Raw genomic sequence first — 17,383 nt, 5'->3', positions numbered from 1 at the left:
AACTTTAAAAAGTAGTCAATAAAAGACGTATTTGCGAAAGTATTAGACAGAGGACATTTGGGAAAGTACCAACAACGGATTTGGAAAGAAATAGTTTTTGAGAGTTTAAGGTATAAAAAAAGCCCACAAAATTTTGCGGGCTTTTTTTATTATGGTTGTTTGGAATTACATCATTCCTGGCATTCCACCGCCTCCTCCCATTGGAGGCATTGCTGGAGCATCTTCCTTGATATCGGTCAATGCACATTCCGTGGTCAAGATCATTCCTGAAACAGAAGCAGCATTTTCTAAAGCAACACGTGTCACCTTTTTAGGGTCGATGATCCCTGCTTTCATCATTTCAACATACTTGTCTGATTTGGCATCATATCCAAAATCAGCTTTTCCATCCAAAATTTTGGCCACGACCACTGAACCTTCTCCACCAGCATTTTCAACTATGGTGCGAAGTGGAGATTCAATAGCTCTTGCCACAATCTGTAATCCAGTTGCTTCATCATCATTTGCTGTTTCTACTTTTGAAAGTACGGACTTGGCTCTAACCAAAGCAACTCCACCACCAGCAACGATACCTTCTTCTACCGCAGCTCTTGTCGCATGAAGCGCGTCATCTACACGATCTTTTTTCTCCTTCATTTCAACTTCAGATGCAGCACCTACATAAAGAACGGCAACCCCACCAGCCAATTTGGCCAAACGCTCTTGGAGTTTTTCCTTGTCGTAGTCAGAGGTAGTCGTCTCAATCTGGGATTTGATTTGGTTCACACGAGTTTTGATGTTCTTGGCATCACCAGCACCATTAACAATGGTTGTATTGTCTTTATCGATGGTAACTCTTTCAGTGGTACCCAACATGTCTATAGTGGCTGCTTCTAAAGAGAAACCTCTTTCTTCAGAAATTACGGTGCCGTTGGTCAAAATTGCGATGTCTTCCAACATGGCCTTTCTTCTGTCACCGAATCCAGGAGCTTTTACAGCTGCAATTTTCAATGAGCCTCTTAGTTTGTTCACGACCAAGGTGGCCAAAGCTTCACCATCTACATCTTCAGCAATGATTAACAAAGGTTTCCCTGATTGCGCAACAGGCTCCAATACTGGAAGTAAATCCTTCATGGAAGAGATTTTCTTGTCGAACAACAAGATGTAAGGGTTCTCCAAATCGGCAATCATCTTTTCAGAATCTGTTACGAAGTATGGAGATAGGTAACCTCTGTCAAACTGCATACCCTCAACAACGTCAACATAAGTATCGGTTCCTTTGGCTTCTTCCACGGTGATCACACCTTCTTTTCCAACTTTTCCAAAAGCTTGCGCGATCAAATCACCGATGGTCTCATCGTTATTGGCAGAAATTGCTGCTACTTGTTTGATTTTCTCTGAGGAATCTCCAACTTTTTTGGATTGTTTCGATAGATTTTCAACGATGGCGTCTACTGCTTTGTCGATACCTCTTTTAAGATCCATTGGATTGGCACCAGCAGCTACGTTTTTAAGACCTTCTTTTACGATGGCCTGAGCAAGTACGGTCGCTGTTGTGGTTCCGTCACCTGCAAGGTCATTAGTCTTGGAAGCTACTTCCTTAACCATTTGTGCACCCATGTTCTCAAGGGCGTCTTCCAATTCGATTTCTTTTGCAACGGTAACACCATCTTTGGTAACTTGTGGAGCTCCGAAAGATTTACTGATGATTACGTTTCTACCTTTTGGTCCTAATGTAACCTTTACAGCATTGGCCAAAGCATCTACACCTCTTTTTAGGCCATCACGTGCTTCTATATCGAACTTAATATCTTTTGCCATTTTTCTCTTAGTTGATTTTTAATTAAACAATTGCTAAAATGTCACTTTCACGCATTATCAAGTAATCGGAACCGTCCAATTTTAATTCGGTGCCCGCGTACTTGCCATAAAGAACCGTGTCACCAACTTTTACAGTGACAGCCTCATCTTTGGTTCCCGGGCCAACAGCTACTACTTTTCCTTTTTGAGGTTTTTCTTTTGCGGTATCTGGGATGATGATACCAGAAGCTGTTTTGGTCTCGGCTTCAACAGGCTCGATAAGAACCCTATCTGCCAATGGTTTGATGTTAACTTTAGCCATATTATTAATCTTTAGGTATTTGTTTTAAAAATTCTCGAAACTTTGGGCAGAAATTATGCCATTACCAAAAAACTGACAGGTTTATAAAGCAAAAATGCCAGCTTGTCATTTCAAGCTGGCATTATGTATTTGCTGTGTCATTATTTTAGTTGATGCTGTCAGAAGGATTTGTAGCCGGAACTTGTTCTGGTATTTCTTCTGGAACTGATTCAGGAATGGTTGTTTCAACATCATCTCCTTGTAACAACTTGGAATCTGCTTGGCTATAATTTCCCTTTAGGGAAACGTTGGAAAGCAGAATCAATACAATCAACAAAGTGGCAAGGGTCCATGTACTTTTATCCAAAAAGTCCCCCGTTTTTTTTACTCCACCTACAACTTGGTTTCCACCACCGCCAAATGAAGAAGATAATCCACCTCCTTTTGGGTTTTGGACCATGATTACCAAAACCAATAGAAGACAAACTATGATGATCAGTATTAAAAAAATTGTAAACGTGCTCATTTTTCTATCTTATTCTTTTTCTTTCTGCAGCTTCTTCACCGCCCGAATTTGATCTGCAAAGAAACCACTTTTTTCTGGATATTTCAAACTCAATATTTTAAAGGCCTGAATGGCCTTTTTATACTTTTTTTGCTCCAGATAAACCTTGGCCAAAGTTTCGGTCATCAACTCATTTTTGTCCATTTTTACGGACTCTTTGATGTTGACTTTTGCTTTAGATTCTTGATTAGGGACAATCTTTGGCCTACTTTCTATAAACTTGTCCAACAGGTCGAATTTTTGCTTTTTGTCAAGCTCAACCGAGGATGGGGCAACGTGTTCTTCTTCCTGATTTTTGGAGGTGAGCTGGAGCCATTCGGTAAAGGAGTGCTTTTCTTTTTTTGTAAATGGGATGGGTTTTCCCAATTCCAAGTCTACTTCTGGTTTAGATTGTTCTGTTACTGGCGGGTCAGATTCTTTCTCAGAGTCTTTGGATTCAAACAAGGCTGGATCTAAAATCTGTTCCGCATCTTGAACATTTTGAGGCAGAGCTTCTTCAGACCCCCCTAGGATGGATTCTGCATTAGGATTTGGTTCGATTTCTTCGGAAACGGCTTTTTTGTCCTTTAGTTTGGGGACTCTGCCCGCTATGGTGTCGGCAATATTATTTTGAGCAAATTCTTGAGAAGTTATAAAATCAAAAAGCACATCCCTGTCAGCCGTATAAGCAGCGGCTACCTTTAAGGCTCCATTGTATTTATAGCTGTCCAGATTTTTCAATCCCTTTAGGTGAAGTGCGCGAGCTGCCTGAAAGTAGGGATATTCCTGAAGAATGCCCTCCAGTTCCCTAGTCTGTTTTGGAGACAGAATTGTGTCTGATTTTTGAAGAATCTGTATGAAATCGGATACGTTCATGTTTACCAATTGCCCAAAGAAGCATTAAAAATATCTTGCGTTATACGTTCAAAAATTTCTTCGTGCGCCGCTGCCTGAACCGCGGTAAGTGAAGCCGCAGCATCAAAATCATGGAAAAATGAAAAACGGCGCTCAAAATCTGCATCTTCCTTGGTTTTGTTGAAAAAGCGCACGTTGACACTCATGGTCAAACGGTTTTGAGCGGTACGCTGATCAGCGGTCGCGGTCATCGGAGTTACACGGTATTCCACAATCTCCCCTTCATATAATAAATCCCCATTGCTTCCCGTCAATGACAAGCTCGTTAAGTTATTGATCAAATCTTGAAGGGCCAAGGTAAAGTCACGACCAAGCCCTGGTTGTATAGTCGACCCTGGATTTTGGTCGGCATAATTTTGGAAGAAGTTTACTTGAAATGTTGTGGCGGTTCCAATATCAGCTCCTGAGAAGTTATAGACCCCGCAGCTATTGGAGCTAAAAAGGATACTTAGGAACAATATTTTTATACCAGAATGTTTCATTATGTTCAAAGTTCAAGTTCAAAAATCAAATATAAATACAAAATCAAGGAAAAAAGCTTGGGTTTGAGGGTAAGGTGTTCAATCCAAAAATCCATTAATCCAAAAAGCTATAAATCGTACTGTTTAATCTTTCGATATAGCGTTCGCTCAGAAATTCCAAGTTCAGAAGCGGCAGCTTTTCGTTTACCTCGATTCCGCTCCAAAGATTTCTTTATCAGTTCGATTTCCTTTTCCTGTAAAGATAAAGTTTCTTCTTCTTCAATTTCTTCCGCAAAATGGTAACGGTCTTCCTGCGGTTCTGCAACTACTTGGGGAGATTCAACAACAGGTTCTGGAAGATGAAGTATTTCGGTTACACTATCTTCTTGCGGAGTAACTTCTTCCTCTTTATTGCCGTATATTTTTCGGATGAGATTTTCGTTCTCTTCTTGAACTTTTTCTGTATCGTTGTTTTTCAACAATTCCAAAGTCAATTTTTTAAGATCGTTCAAATCTCCCTTCATGTCAAAGAGCACTTTGTAAAGAATTTCCCTTTCGTTGCTGAAATCACTATCCTTTTTGCTTTGTTCCACCACCGCTGGTAGATTGGTGTTGCTAGCATTGGGAAGGTAGCTGTTGAGGGTGCCGGCAGAAACGGTACGATGTTCTTCCAAGACTGAAATTTGTTCGGCAATATTTCTCAGCTGCCGTATGTTACCAGGCCATCTATACTTCTGAAGCAATTGAACTGCTTGGTCATCCAATCGGATGGTAGGCATTTTGTATTTCTGTCCAAAATCTGAAGCAAACTTTCGAAATAATAGATGAATGTCTTCTCTTCGCTCGCGCAATGGAGGGATATTGATTTCGACAGTGCTCAATCTATAATAAAGGTCTTCTCGGAACTTTTCCTTTTTAATGGCCTCAAACATATTGATATTGGTTGCTGCCACAATTCGCACATTGGTTTTTTGAACTTGCGAAGACCCTACTTTCAGGAATTCTCCATTCTCCAAAACTCTCAACAAACGTACTTGGGTAGTAAGGGGAAGCTCTCCAACTTCATCTAAAAAAATGGTACCTCCATCGGCAACTTCAAAATAACCGCTTCGGGTTTGGGTAGCACCTGTAAAAGCCCCCTTTTCGTGTCCAAAAAGCTCACTGTCGATGGTTCCTTCAGGAATGGCCCCGCAGTTTACGGCTATATATTTTGCGTGCTTACGATGTGATAAAGAATGTATGATTTTTGGAATAGCTTCTTTACCCACACCGCTTTCTCCAGTTACCAAAACCGAAATATCGGTAGGGGCAACTTGAATAGCTTTTTCTAAGGCACGATTTAGCTTTACATCGTTTCCAATGAGTTCAAAGCGTTGTTTTATGGATTGTATTGATTCCATATTTTTGTCATTCCTGTTCAAGCAGGAATCTTTTATTGTTTAAAAAATGGATTCCGCAACAGATACGGAATGACATTTATTATTAGTTATTTTCACTGAGCCCAACCGCTTCACCGATTAATGTAGCTGAGGTACATTCGTTGATTTTTACGTTCACAAAATCGCCGACTTTATAGTTTTCCTTGGGAAAAACAACCACGGTGTTTTGCGAATTTCGCCCCATCCAGTGGGCATCGGATTTTTTAGAAGAACCCTCAATTAAAACCTCTTCTATTTTTCCAATATGTTCCTGGGTTCTGAATAGACCATGTCGTTGTTGTAAATCGATAATTTCCCTCAATCGTCTTTTTTTGGTTTCCTCAGGAATATCATCGTCCATTTTTCTTTCTGCCAAGGTTCCAGGTCGTTCAGAATAGGCAAACATAAAACCGAAGTCGTATTTCACATATTCCATTAGACTTAAGGTGTCTTGGTGATCTTCTTCGGTTTCTGTAGGGAACCCCGTTATCATATCTTGACTGATGGCGCAATCGGGTATGATTTTTCGGATGTTGTCTATCAATTCAAAGTATTCCTCTCGTGTATGAAGACGGTTCATCGCTTTCAGAATTCGATTGCTTCCACTTTGTACAGGTAGATGGATGTATTTGCAAATGTTGTTGTATTTCGCCATTGCTTCGATAACGTCCAAAGTCATATCCTGTGGATTGGAAGTGGAAAAACGGATACGCATTTTAGGCTGGGCCTCTGCTACAAGTTCCAAGAGTTTGGCAAAGTTGACCGAGGTAGCCTTTTGCATATCGGAAGCCTTTTCAAAATCTTTCTTCAATCCGCCCCCATACCAAAGGTAACTATCAACATTTTGCCCTAAAAGCGTGATTTCTTTGAAACCTTTATTCCAAAGTTCATTTACTTCTTCCAAGATAGACTGTGGGTCTCGGCTTCGTTCACGTCCTCGTGTAAAGGGTACTACGCAAAATGTGCACATGTTGTCGCATCCACGAGTAATGGAAACAAAGGCGGTAACTCCGTTCGAATTCAATCTTACGGGAGCAACATCACCATAGGTTTCGTCTTTGGAGAGGATAACATTTACAGCATTTCTACCTTCATCGATTTCTTGGATGAGGTTTGGGAGGTCTTTATAGGCGTCTGGCCCAACGACCATGTCAACGATTTTTTCTTCTTCCAGAAACTTACTTTTCAAACGTTCGGCCATGCAACCCAATACCCCGACCTTCATTCCTGGATTGGTTCTTTTTACCGCGTTGAATTTTTCCAATCGCTTGCGTACCGTCGTTTCTGCTTTTTCACGAATGGAGCAGGTGTTCACCAAGACCAAATCTGCTTCTTCAAGAAGCTGGGTGGTGTTAAATCCTTCTTTTGCTAAGATGGAAGCTACAATTTCACTATCGGAGAAGTTCATTTGACAACCATAACTTTCTATGTAAAGTTTTCGGTTGTTGTTCTCGTTCTTTTCCAGTGTCAAGGTACTTCCTTGCTGACTTTCATCTATGATTTTCTCAGTTCCTTCGTTCGTTGTCATTTCGCTCTAATGGTCTGCAAAGATAGTGCATATTCCAGTTTAGTGACAATTTGGCAGTTAAATTTTGCACAAAGTTGAACGCAACGTTGACAAGGTGTTTTTATCTATATGATGTTATCTATCCAAAAAACATAAACAACTATGAAAAAGAAAATCCTGTTTATTTTAACTCTGACCACTTTGGTTTTTGTCTCCTGTGACAAAAACGATGACAATGATGGCTACGCAGAATATTTAGTAGCCAAACCTTTGGTAATCAATAAAGCTGAATTCGCCAATAGTGTTGATATAATTGCACCCCGCCCCATTGAGGAATCTGGCAAGGTCTATACTTATAAAGATTACATTTTTATAAATGATAAATTTCAAGGAATTCATGTGATAAACAATAGCAATCCTTCACAACCTCGAAAAATGGGTTTTATCGAGATTCCTGGTAACGTGGACATTTCGGTAAAAGACGATTTTTTATATGCAGATAGCCTATCCGATTTAATCGTGATTGATATATCGAACATAACAGATATCAAATTTGTAAAACGATTGGAGAATGTACTTCATAATAACATTTTCTGGCCGTTTGAAGCTGACATCGTTGAAAATGCGGATTTTGATTATGAAACTGAAATTTTGATAGGGTGGAAAACCGTCACCGAAAGAAGGTTGATTTCTGAGGTTGAGGAAAACAGAAACATAGATATCATGTTTGGAGACTTGGCTTTGGCAAATACTGCAGAAAGAAGTACAACTGGCCAGGGAGGTTCTTTGGCACGGTTCAAGATTGTGGATGACTACCTGTACGCTGTGGATAGCCACAACATTAATATTTTTAATATTTCAGACTTGGACAATCCGCAAGATTTAGAAGATGTTTACGCAGGGTTTGATATTGAAACTATATTTAATCGGGGCAACCATCTGTTTTTAGGAAGCATGCGAGGTATGTATATATATGATATTACCACTCCCGACAAACCAACCTTGGTGTCAGAGTTTGAGCATGGGACCGCTTGTGACCCGGTAGTGGTTGATGGTGATTATGCATATGTCACCCTACGTGGCGGAAATGGTTGTGGAGCATTGGAAAGTGGTCTGTTCATTGTGGACATTTCGGATATAGCAAATCCCGAATTGGCCAAAACATATCCAATGGATGAACCCTACGGTTTGGGAATCAAGGATGAAAAACTATTTGTATGCGATGGAAAATCAGGACTTAAGGTTTACGATAAAACGGACATTGAGGACTTAAAGACATTAAATCACTTTAAAGATATTGTTACGTTTGATGTGATTCCATTGGAGAGTCATTTGATTATGGTTGGAGACGAAATTCTATACCAATATGAATACTTGGATGATAGAATCAGGCTTCTGAGCCAGATAGGGCTCAATTAGAAAGACACAATATTGTACTTGAATATCCCGTTTTTTAGCGGGATATTTTTTTGGTTGGGATTTGATAAAAAATCCGAAATCGAAAAATTCATATACTTTTGTTACCTCAAAATCCAATGCATGCCTAAGAATTTAGTAATAGTTGAGTCACCTGCAAAGGCAAAGACCATAGAGCGTTTTTTGGGAAAGGACTACCAAGTTGAATCCAGTTTCGGACATATTGTAGACCTCCCATCCAAAGAGCTTGGCGTAGATGTAGATAATGATTTTAAGCCAAAATATATAGTTGATAAGGAAAAGAAGGCCTTGGTCAAAAAACTGAAAGATCTTGCCCAAAAATCTGAGACCATATGGTTGGCAAGTGATGAAGACCGAGAGGGAGAAGCTATTTCTTGGCATTTGGCCGAAGCTCTTAAATTGGATAGGGACAAGACCAAGCGGATTGTTTTCAACTCCATTACCAAATCGGCTATTCAAAAAGCAATTGAAAACCCAAGGGAGATCAATTATAATTTGGTAAATGCGCAACAGGCCAGAAGAGTTTTAGATCGACTCGTAGGGTATGAACTTTCACCGGTACTTTGGAAAAAAATTAAGCCGGGATTATCTGCGGGACGTGTACAATCGGTTGCGGTAAGATTGATTGTTGAGCGAGAAAGGGAGATTGAGGTGTTTACTCCTGAAGCTTCCTTCAGGATACGAGCCGAGTTCAAAACAAACAATGGGAGTGTTTTTTCTGCAAAGCTGAACAAGACATTTGACACGAAAGAAGCTGCAGAATCATTTCTCAAACAAAATATAGGAGCCGATTTTTCCGTAGCAAATTTGGATAAAAAGCCGGCCAAAAAATCACCAGCACCACCATTTACGACATCAACCTTGCAACAAGAAGCCTCGCGGAAATTGTTTTTCTCGGTGAGTCGTACCATGCAGGTCGCGCAGCGATTGTATGAAGCAGGTCTCATTACCTATATGAGAACGGATAGTGTAAACCTGTCCAATGAAGCTTTAAATGCTGCTAAGGATGCCATTATAAATAACTATGGCGAGTCTTACAGCAAGGTTCGTAACTATACGGGCAAATCAAAAGGCGCACAAGAAGCGCACGAGGCCATTAGACCTACGGATATGAAATTGTCATCACCTTCTTTGGAGCGTGATCAGGCAAAATTGTATGAACTGATTTGGAAAAGAACTTTGGCTTCCCAAATGAGCGATGCACAATTAGAGCGTACCAATGTTAAGGTAAAGTCAACCTCACATAACGAATTATTTGTCGCAACGGGTGAGGTAGTGAAGTTCGATGGGTTTCTAAAAGTATATTTGGAAGGAATCGATGAAGAGGATAGGGTAGAGGAACAAGAAGGAATGCTTCCGGCACTTGCCGTTGGAGAGGCGTTGCAAAATAATTTCATTACGGCAACCGAACGTTTCTCAAGGCCACCATACAGATATACCGAAGCATCTTTGGTAAAAAAATTGGAAGAATTGGGAATCGGAAGACCATCCACTTACGCCCCGACCATATCCACGATTCAAAATAGAGGATATGTGGAAAAAGGTACCGTGGAAGGCACGGAGCGCAAATATGTACAATTGGTTCTTGAAGCAGGAAATTTTGCCGAAAAGCAACTTTCAGAAATGATAGGTTCCGATAAAGGAAAACTGGTTCCTACCGATATTGGTATGATTGTCAACGATTTCTTGGTAAGCAACTTCAAAACCATATTGGATTATAACTTTACTGCCAAGGTTGAAGAGAATTTTGATGAAATTGCTACAGGAGATGAAGATTGGCAAAAGATGATGAAGGATTTCTACAAAGATTTCCACCCCAATGTTTTGGATGTTGAGGAAAACGCTGATCGTGCTAGTGGTGAACGTGTCTTGGGGACTGATCCCAAATCCGGAAGACAGGTTGCTGCCAGATTGGGTCGTTTTGGCCCTATGGTTCAAATAGGCACGGTGGATGAAGAGGAAAAACCTTTGTTTGCCAGTCTGTTGCCAGAGCAATCTATTACTACCATAACCTTTGAAGAAGCTATGGAGCTTTTTGAACTCCCAAGAAAGTTGGGAACTTATGAAGGCGAAGAGGTAGAAGCCAACGTAGGCCGCTTCGGGCCTTATGTACGGTTTGGCAAGAAATTTATTTCCTTGGCCAAGGGCGAAAGTGCCTTTGATGTAGATATGGACCGTGCCATTGAGTTGATTAAAGAAAAACAAAAGGCTGATGCACCTATTGCTACCTACGAAGGAAAAGAAGTAACCAAAGGTGTGGGTCGTTTTGGACCTTTCATAAAATGGGACGGGATGTTCATCAATGTGAACAAAAAGTACGATTTTGACCATCTTTCACAATCGGACATCAACGAGCTGATTGAAGCTAAGAAAATCAAAGAGGCCGAAAAACTGGTGCAGGAATGGCCCGAGGAAAAAATCAGAATAGAAAAAGCTCGTTGGGGCAGGCACAATATTATCAAGGGACGAATTAAGGTTGAGTTGTCCAAAGATGTGGACGCAACTAAAATATCCTTGGAAGAAGCACAAGCACTTATAGAAAAGAAAAGTCCTAAGAAAAAAACAAAAGCCAAAGCAAAGGCAAAAAAATAAGAGATGGCATTCGATTTTTTGATTCCCGTCAAGAAAAAAGTCCTGGCATTTTCAGAATTATTGCCGCCCCAGGCACTTGGCAAGAACATTCATAAACATACCGAGAAAAAAGGACTTCCGGTCTTTGCCAATGCTACGGTTGCCATATTTGGGGTGCAAGAATCCAGAAACGCATTCGAGAAAAAAACCGAGAAACTGGATTTGAATGAAATTCGTATTCAACTCTATCGGTTAATGATGGGCAACTGGAACTCGACCATTTTGGATATTGGTGATGTGGAAGAAGGTGATACGGTTGAGGATACTTACTTTGTGGTCAAGGAAATTGTGGCTGGGCTTCTGGAAGAGAATATCATACCTATTATTATAGGAGCCACACAAGACATTACATTTCCAGCTTACAGGGCTTTCGACGGTATTAGGGATATGGTCAATCTGGTATCTATAGATAGCCGATTCGATTTTGGAGAGGATGATGAACTGATTTCATCTCATTCCTATATGTCCAAAATCATCACAGATAAACCCAATAACCTGTATAATTTTTCCAATATTGGTTATCAAAGTTATTTTAATGCCCAGGAAGAGATGGACTTAATGGAACGTCTTTTCTTTGATGCTTACCGATTGGGAGAGATTGCTGCCAACATAGAACTTGCAGAACCGGTGCTAAGAAATTCCCATATTGTGAGTTTGGACCTTAGAGCCATCCGGGCAGGGGAGATGGGGTTACACCCTAATTTTTCGCCCAATGGATTTACCGGAAGGGAAATTTGTGCCATTGCACGCTATGCCGGAATAAGCGATAAAGTTTCCTTGTTCGGAATTTATGAAGCTGAAAATTCTTCACAGACATTTCAAATGATTGCGCAAATCATATGGTATTTTATTGAAGGCATCAGTTTTAGGGTCAAAGAATTCCCAAGCTCTAAAAGTGAGGACTTTACCAAATTCACAGTGCCAACTGATACCGAAGAACTCGTCTTCTACAAGAGTCATGTTACCGAACGTTGGTGGGTAGAAGTTCCTTCAATTTTGCCTGAACATACTAAAACAAATTCGGTGGCGTTATTACCTTGCACCGAAGGGGACTATTTGGCTGCTTGCAACCAGAACATTCCAGAAAGGTGGTATAAGGCCTACAGAAAGGGCTTTAACTAAATAAACTAAATTTTAAGCATTAAGTGTTTTTACACAATAAATTGTTCAAAAATCAGTTTTGATGAATAATGAATTTGTGTAGCACAGTTTATAATCTTAAATCGAAAATTTAACCTAAAGTATGAGAAAGCTATTCTTTTCATCAATAGCATTTGTTTTTTTACTCGCAAGTTGCGGTTCAAATTCAAATTCAAAAGGTGAACTGGTCGGGGTCAAGGGAAAAAAATGGTACCCGGAAAAACCCTATGGGATGGAACTGATTCCCCGAGGCTCCTTTGTTATGGGTAAAGCTGAAGAGGATCAGGCAAAAGTATTGAACGCCCCTACAAGAACCGTTACCGTACGTTCCTTTTATATGGATGATACGGAAATCACAAATAGTGAGTATCGACAGTTTGTGGAGTGGGTGAAAGATTCTATTACTAGAACTAAATTGGCCATCTTGGCTGATGAACTCGGTTTTGGACCAGAGGATGAAGGTATAGGTGAATATGGATTCAAGGATACCGATACCACCAAAATCTCCGTTTACGAAAAATATATGCTCGATAATTATGCAGGTCTTGGTGAAACAGGATACGAAGGAAGAGCATTGAATACAGATGTTGATTTGGTATGGGATACCTCTGAATACCCAGATGAATACTATGCAGAGGTTATGGATTCCCTATATATCGCTGAAGAAGAGAGCTACAATGGTTTGCGCACAATAGATGTTACCCAGTTGAAATACAAATACAGCTGGATGGACATTGAAGCAGCGGCAAGGGCCAAAACAGGACGAAGAAAAGACTTTATCAAGCAAGAAGAATTGGAAATCTATCCTGACACCACGGTTTGGATTAAGGATTTTGAATATTCTTATAATGAACCCATGCACAATGATTACTTCTGGCACGATGCGTACAGTGATTACCCTGTAGTTGGGGTGAACTGGATGCAGGCCAAGGCATTTTGTAACTGGAGAACCAAATTCAAGAACGATGACCAAAAAAGTCGTGGTAAGCAATTTGTGAATCAGTTTAGATTGCCCACCGAAGCCGAATGGGAGTATGCCGCAAGAGGTGGTATCGAAGGAGGTACATATCCTTGGGGTGGACCATATGTGATAAGTGATACAGGTTGTTTTATGGCCAATTTTAAACCACAACGTGGAGATTATGCTGCTGATGCTGCTTTGTATACAGTAGAGGCAAAATCTTATGAGCCCAATGAGTACAACCTTTACAACATGGCCGGTAACGTAGCTGAGTGGACAAGCTCTAGCTTTGATCAAGGAGCCTACGAATACCTGTCGACCATGAATCCGAATATTGGGTCAGGTCAAAATCAGAGAAAAGTAATTAGAGGAGGATCTTGGAAAGATGTTGCTTATTTCTTGCAAGTAAGTACCAGGGATTATGAATACCAAGACTCTGCCCGAAGCTATATCGGATTCAGAACCGTTCAAGATTACATGGGCGAAGAAGATTCCACTAAAGGTCAGGGACTTCCAAACTAATTGCAAAAGAGAGAGAGAACATTATATAAACATAGTAACCAAATACTTATTTATATAACTTAATTAAAACTAGAATTATGGCACAGTCAAAATCAACAAAAAAGCTGTTTAACATGGCCTACGGGCTTGGAGCATCGGTAGTAATTATTGGTGCATTATTTAAGATCCTTCACTGGGAATTCGGACCACTGAACGGTGGAATATTACTTGCTATTGGACTTATTACTGAAGCATTGATCTTCGCCATCTCTGCGTTTGAACCAGTAGATGACGAGTACGATTGGTCTTTGGTTTATCCTGAATTGGCAAACGGTCAAGCTAAAGGAAACAAGAATGACGCTAAGCAAGCTAAGGAAGCTGAAGGTCTTCTTTCCAGAAAATTGGATGATCTATTAAAAGAAGCGAATATCGATTCTGAGCTTTTCACAAGTTTAGGAGATAGCATCAAGAATTTTGAAGGTGCAGCTAAGGGTATCGCTCCAACTACAGATGCTATCCAACACACTAAGAAGTACTCTGAAGAGTTGTCTCATGCAGCCGCTCAAATGGAATCTTTGAACAGCTTGTACAAAGTACAATTGGAAAGTGCTAGCCGTCAAGCTTCTATCAACGAAGAAGTGGTGCAGAACGCAGGCGCTCTTAAAGAGCAAATGGAATCTTTGGCTACCAACCTTTCTTCATTGAACGGAGTTTACGGAGGTATGCTTTCTGCCATGAGCAAAAACTAATTAGGGTTTAATTGATATACCAAACCCCAGATCAAATTAATTATTAATTCTAATTAGAAAATAACATGGCATCAGGAAAAGAAACCCCACGTCAGAAGATGATCAACCTTATGTACTTGATCTTCATCGCGATGTTGGCATTAAATATGAGTAAGGAAGTACTGGCCGCATTCGGATTGATGAATGCCAAGCTGGAGACTTCTAACGAAAAAGCCGAAGCAAACAATTTAGCCTATTTTGAAGGTCTTGGGACCAAGGCATCTGAAGATGCGATAAAGTACGGTCCTTTGTATGAAAAGGCTCAAATAGTTCAAAAATTATCCCTAGAGTACTATGAGTACTTGGAGGAGTTGAAAAAGGGTATGTTGGCCGATCAAGAAGACCCTAACAACTATGTTGTTATGGACAAGTCAGACTATTTGGACAACCTATTTTTTCAAGGAGATAATCTAAAGCCCGAAGGTAAAAAGTTCTTGGATAACGTGACCAATTATAGGGAAAAAATATCTGCTGCGCTTCCAGAAAACATGTCTGAGATCAAGAGTGCTGTTCAAACCCGTTTTGAAACTGGTGATGCGAATGGTAAGGTTAAAAGACAAAGAGATGATGTCCTGGTAGATTGGATGAACTATCACTTTGAGGGTTACCCATTGGTAGCTTCGTTGACAAAAGTTACGCAACTACAAGCGGACATTATGTCCACTGAGCAAGAAGTATTGAAAGGACTACTCGAAGGTAACCTTACCGAAGCAGTTTCTTTGAAAAACTTTGCTACTTCCCTTGATGCTTCTAAATCGGCATTCTATGCTGGTGAGAAGTACGATGGTAAAATTATTATCAGTAAGACGGATAACTCTTCAAAGCCAGTTAGAGCTGAGTTAAAATTGGATGGCAGAAACTTGACGGATGGAAAGGATTATGTTTTGGAAGAAGGTGGAATCAAAATGTTGATCAGTGCTGGTTCAGCTGGTGATCATACTATTTCAGGTACCATGTTCTTTATGCAAGATGGTGAGGAGATTCCTGTTGAAGTGAACAACACTTTTGCTACAATCACTAAACCTAATGCTGCGGTAATCTCTGCTGACAAGATGAATGTTGTGTATCGTGGAGTTGCTAACCCAATGACAATCTCAATCCCTGGTATTCCAGATAACAAAGTCAATGCAAGAGCAACTGGTTTAACAAGAAGAAGCGGTAGCAACTACATTATGAATCCTGGTAAAGGAAGAACAGTTACCATTACAGCTTCAGGTACACTACCTGATGGTCAAGGCATCTCTACCAAATCCGAATTTAGGATTAAAGATATCCCAAGACCAGGTGGTACCATACGTGGTGAGGCTGGTAGTGTTAAAATGCCAAGAAGAAACCTTGAGATTTCTACTGTCGGTGCAATGTTGGAAGACTTTGATTTTGACTTGAACCTAGCCGTTAACGGATTTAAGTTCAAGGTGCCAGGTCAGCCTACCATCGTAGTAAAAGGAAACAAGTTGAACAGCCAAGCTAAATCTGCTTTGAAAAGAGCTAGAAGAGGTGATGCCGTTCAAGTATTTGACATACAAGCTTACATTACCAACAACAGAACATACAAGTTGAAAAAAGTATCTCCTGTAGTTGTGGAGCTTACAAACTAATAAAGTATAGAAGTTAGTAAATCATGAATTGGAAAAATGCATTTTTAATTGGAGCTTTAAGCTTATTACCAGTATCAATAATGGCTCAGGCGAATATTTTGAACGCCAAATTGCCAGATGATATTGGGAAAAAGACCGAAGCTCAAATAGAGCAAGACAATGATGCTCCCCTAAAGTATGGTTATGTGGATGATAGGGATATCCTTTGGTCCAAAACCGTGTGGGAGGTGATTGACTTGGATGAGCGTGTTAATTTTCCATTATACTACCCAACCGATACCATAGGTATTGGAGCGGATAGAAGGTCATTGTACCATGTTTTGATGAAGAACATCAAAAATGGAAAACTGACCGAGGTATACACGGACTCATACTTCACTGAAAAGCGAAAGTTTGAGGATTTAACCGCTACATTGAGCAAAGTCGATACTACCGACCTCGGATATGAGCAATTGAATGCTGGGGAACAGATTTCTGCGGAATTTATCAACCAAAGAGATTTGAACGCAGCTGATATTGAAGAATATCGTATAAAGGGTATTTGGTACTTCGATAAGCGTCAGGGAGAGTTAAAATACCGGCTATTGGGTATAGCTCCGGTAGCTCCCGATGTAAACTTTATCGATGACGAATCCGTAGATCCTGGTGAGAATAAAGTAGAATTGTTTTGGGTCTGGTATCCAGCCGCAAGACAAATTCTACACGATGCAAAGGTGTATAACCAGCGCAACTCCGCCAGACCAATTTCTTATGATATGCTGTTGAACGCTCGTCGTTTCAATGGAGTAATCTATAAGGAAGACAATGTTCACGGTGACCGTGAGATTGATGACTACGTTTTCGACAATGCCTTGTTCCAATTATTGGAAGCCAAAAGAATCAAAGAGGTTATCCGAGACAGGGAGCAAGATATGTGGGCTTACTAAGCCAAAGATTAAAATTTCCAATTCAAATCATACAGACGCCGCACAAATGTGCGGCGTTTTTTATTACATGTGTTAAATGTTCCTTTCGCTGTCACCCTGAGCGCAGTCAAAGGGAAGAAAGGTGTCCGCTTTAGTGGACGGAAAGGGTTATCCTTCTCATTCGTCAATTCAAAACAGGCATCCGTCAATTTCGGCGGGCTTTTCAGTCCCGAAACCTATAGCTTCACTTACCCACACTGAATTTATTTCAGTGTTTCAGTATCGTGCCAAAGAATCATTAAAACGATTTTTAGCTTAAAAAATGGATGTAAACGAAATTAGATTTTATCATTCTAAAAAAAGCTCAATACTCTTAAGTATTTTTTTGGGCATTTGCTTTCTGACAAGTTTAGTTTTCACCTTACTTTTTCTGAAAGACTTTATAAGTAATTTGGATTCAATTGAAAGGATAGGAATTTTTCTATTTGTATCTACTT

The 17,383-nt window shown here is 40.2% G+C and carries 14 protein-coding genes; 7 read left to right on the top strand and 7 right to left on the bottom strand.

Annotation, left to right across the window (positions count from 1 at the left end):
- Positions 1-165 precede the first annotated feature (165 nt).
- From groL to miaB, 7 genes are all read right to left on the bottom strand, one after another.
- Positions 166-1,800 (bottom strand): chaperonin GroEL, encoded by a 1,635-nt coding sequence (gene groL, locus E4661_RS05750; protein ID WP_136465876.1) that lies wholly within the window; start codon positions 1,798-1,800, stop codon positions 166-168.
- Positions 1,801-1,822: 22 nt separating this feature from the next.
- Entirely contained in the window at positions 1,823-2,101 is a 279-nt protein-coding gene (locus E4661_RS05745) for a co-chaperone GroES (RefSeq protein ID WP_136465875.1), read from the bottom strand.
- 145 nt (positions 2,102-2,246) lie between these two features.
- Complete coding sequence (secG, locus tag E4661_RS05740; protein WP_136465874.1) at positions 2,247-2,606, bottom strand: preprotein translocase subunit SecG; 360 nt, start codon at positions 2,604-2,606, stop codon at positions 2,247-2,249.
- A 9-nt stretch (positions 2,607-2,615) separates the two neighbouring features.
- Positions 2,616-3,500, bottom strand: a complete 885-nt coding sequence (locus E4661_RS05735; protein WP_136465873.1) for a hypothetical protein — start codon at positions 3,498-3,500, stop codon at positions 2,616-2,618.
- A gap of 2 nt (positions 3,501-3,502) precedes the next feature.
- Positions 3,503-4,021, bottom strand: coding sequence for an LptE family protein (locus tag E4661_RS05730; protein WP_136465872.1), 519 nt, complete (start codon positions 4,019-4,021; stop codon positions 3,503-3,505).
- A gap of 107 nt (positions 4,022-4,128) precedes the next feature.
- Positions 4,129-5,400, bottom strand: a complete 1,272-nt coding sequence (locus tag E4661_RS05725) for a sigma-54 interaction domain-containing protein (RefSeq protein WP_136465871.1) — start codon at positions 5,398-5,400, stop codon at positions 4,129-4,131.
- Positions 5,401-5,482: 82 nt separating this feature from the next.
- Positions 5,483-6,946: a tRNA (N6-isopentenyl adenosine(37)-C2)-methylthiotransferase MiaB gene (gene miaB / locus E4661_RS05720; RefSeq protein WP_136465870.1), complete on the bottom strand. Its 1,464-nt coding sequence runs from the start codon at positions 6,944-6,946 to the stop codon at positions 5,483-5,485.
- A 141-nt stretch (positions 6,947-7,087) separates the two neighbouring features.
- Between miaB and E4661_RS05715 the strand changes: the two genes are divergently transcribed.
- The 7 genes from E4661_RS05715 to porN all read left to right on the top strand — a co-directional run bounded on the left by E4661_RS05715 (position 7,088) and on the right by porN (position 16,907).
- Positions 7,088-8,344, top strand: coding sequence for an LVIVD repeat-containing protein (locus E4661_RS05715; protein ID WP_136465869.1), 1,257 nt, complete (start codon positions 7,088-7,090; stop codon positions 8,342-8,344).
- 120 nt (positions 8,345-8,464) lie between these two features.
- Positions 8,465-10,954 carry a type I DNA topoisomerase gene (gene topA / locus E4661_RS05710; RefSeq protein ID WP_136465868.1) on the top strand — a complete coding sequence of 830 codons (2,490 nt, stop codon included), beginning with the start codon at positions 8,465-8,467 and terminating at the stop codon, positions 10,952-10,954.
- Between the two features lie 3 nt (positions 10,955-10,957).
- Complete coding sequence (locus tag E4661_RS05705; RefSeq protein WP_136465867.1) at positions 10,958-12,115, top strand: formimidoylglutamase; 1,158 nt, start codon at positions 10,958-10,960, stop codon at positions 12,113-12,115.
- Positions 12,116-12,236: 121 nt separating this feature from the next.
- Positions 12,237-13,616: a T9SS ring complex lipoprotein PorK/GldK gene (porK, locus tag E4661_RS05700; RefSeq protein WP_136465866.1), complete on the top strand. Its 1,380-nt coding sequence runs from the start codon at positions 12,237-12,239 to the stop codon at positions 13,614-13,616.
- Between the two features lie 77 nt (positions 13,617-13,693).
- Positions 13,694-14,344 (top strand): type IX secretion system motor protein PorL/GldL, encoded by a 651-nt coding sequence (porL, locus tag E4661_RS05695; protein ID WP_136465865.1) that lies wholly within the window; start codon positions 13,694-13,696, stop codon positions 14,342-14,344.
- Between the two features lie 65 nt (positions 14,345-14,409).
- Positions 14,410-15,981 (top strand): type IX secretion system motor protein PorM/GldM, encoded by a 1,572-nt coding sequence (porM, locus tag E4661_RS05690; protein ID WP_136465864.1) that lies wholly within the window; start codon positions 14,410-14,412, stop codon positions 15,979-15,981.
- Between the two features lie 23 nt (positions 15,982-16,004).
- Complete coding sequence (gene porN, locus E4661_RS05685; protein WP_136465863.1) at positions 16,005-16,907, top strand: type IX secretion system ring subunit PorN/GldN; 903 nt, start codon at positions 16,005-16,007, stop codon at positions 16,905-16,907.
- Positions 16,908-17,383: the final 476 nt, after the last annotated feature.

The sequence above is a fragment of the Flagellimonas onchidii genome (genome assembly GCF_004804315.1).
Lineage (GTDB): Bacteria > Bacteroidota > Bacteroidia > Flavobacteriales > Flavobacteriaceae > Flagellimonas > Flagellimonas onchidii.
Note: the sequence above shows the minus strand (reverse complement) of the source record. Positions and strands in the feature narration are given on the sequence as shown.

Excerpts from the sequence above, each read along its gene's own strand:
- topA (WP_136465868.1), top strand. The coding sequence starts at position 8,465 with ATGCCTAAGAATTTAGTAATAGTTGAGTCACCTGCAAAGGCAAAGACC.
- E4661_RS05735 (WP_136465873.1), bottom strand. The coding sequence starts at position 3,500 with ATGAACGTATCCGATTTCATACAGATTCTTCAAAAATCAGACACAATT.
- porL (WP_136465865.1), top strand. The coding sequence starts at position 13,694 with ATGGCACAGTCAAAATCAACAAAAAAGCTGTTTAACATGGCCTACGGG.
- E4661_RS05730 (WP_136465872.1), bottom strand. The coding sequence starts at position 4,021 with ATGAAACATTCTGGTATAAAAATATTGTTCCTAAGTATCCTTTTTAGC.
- groL (WP_136465876.1), bottom strand. The coding sequence starts at position 1,800 with ATGGCAAAAGATATTAAGTTCGATATAGAAGCACGTGATGGCCTAAAA.
- E4661_RS05705 (WP_136465867.1), top strand. The coding sequence starts at position 10,958 with ATGGCATTCGATTTTTTGATTCCCGTCAAGAAAAAAGTCCTGGCATTT.
- porK (WP_136465866.1), top strand. The coding sequence starts at position 12,237 with ATGAGAAAGCTATTCTTTTCATCAATAGCATTTGTTTTTTTACTCGCA.
- secG (WP_136465874.1), bottom strand. The coding sequence starts at position 2,606 with ATGAGCACGTTTACAATTTTTTTAATACTGATCATCATAGTTTGTCTT.
- E4661_RS05725 (WP_136465871.1), bottom strand. The coding sequence starts at position 5,400 with ATGGAATCAATACAATCCATAAAACAACGCTTTGAACTCATTGGAAAC.
- E4661_RS05745 (WP_136465875.1), bottom strand. The coding sequence starts at position 2,101 with ATGGCTAAAGTTAACATCAAACCATTGGCAGATAGGGTTCTTATCGAG.
- miaB (WP_136465870.1), bottom strand. The coding sequence starts at position 6,946 with ATGACAACGAACGAAGGAACTGAGAAAATCATAGATGAAAGTCAGCAA.
- E4661_RS05715 (WP_136465869.1), top strand. The coding sequence starts at position 7,088 with ATGAAAAAGAAAATCCTGTTTATTTTAACTCTGACCACTTTGGTTTTT.
- porM (WP_136465864.1), top strand. The coding sequence starts at position 14,410 with ATGGCATCAGGAAAAGAAACCCCACGTCAGAAGATGATCAACCTTATG.
- porN (WP_136465863.1), top strand. The coding sequence starts at position 16,005 with ATGAATTGGAAAAATGCATTTTTAATTGGAGCTTTAAGCTTATTACCA.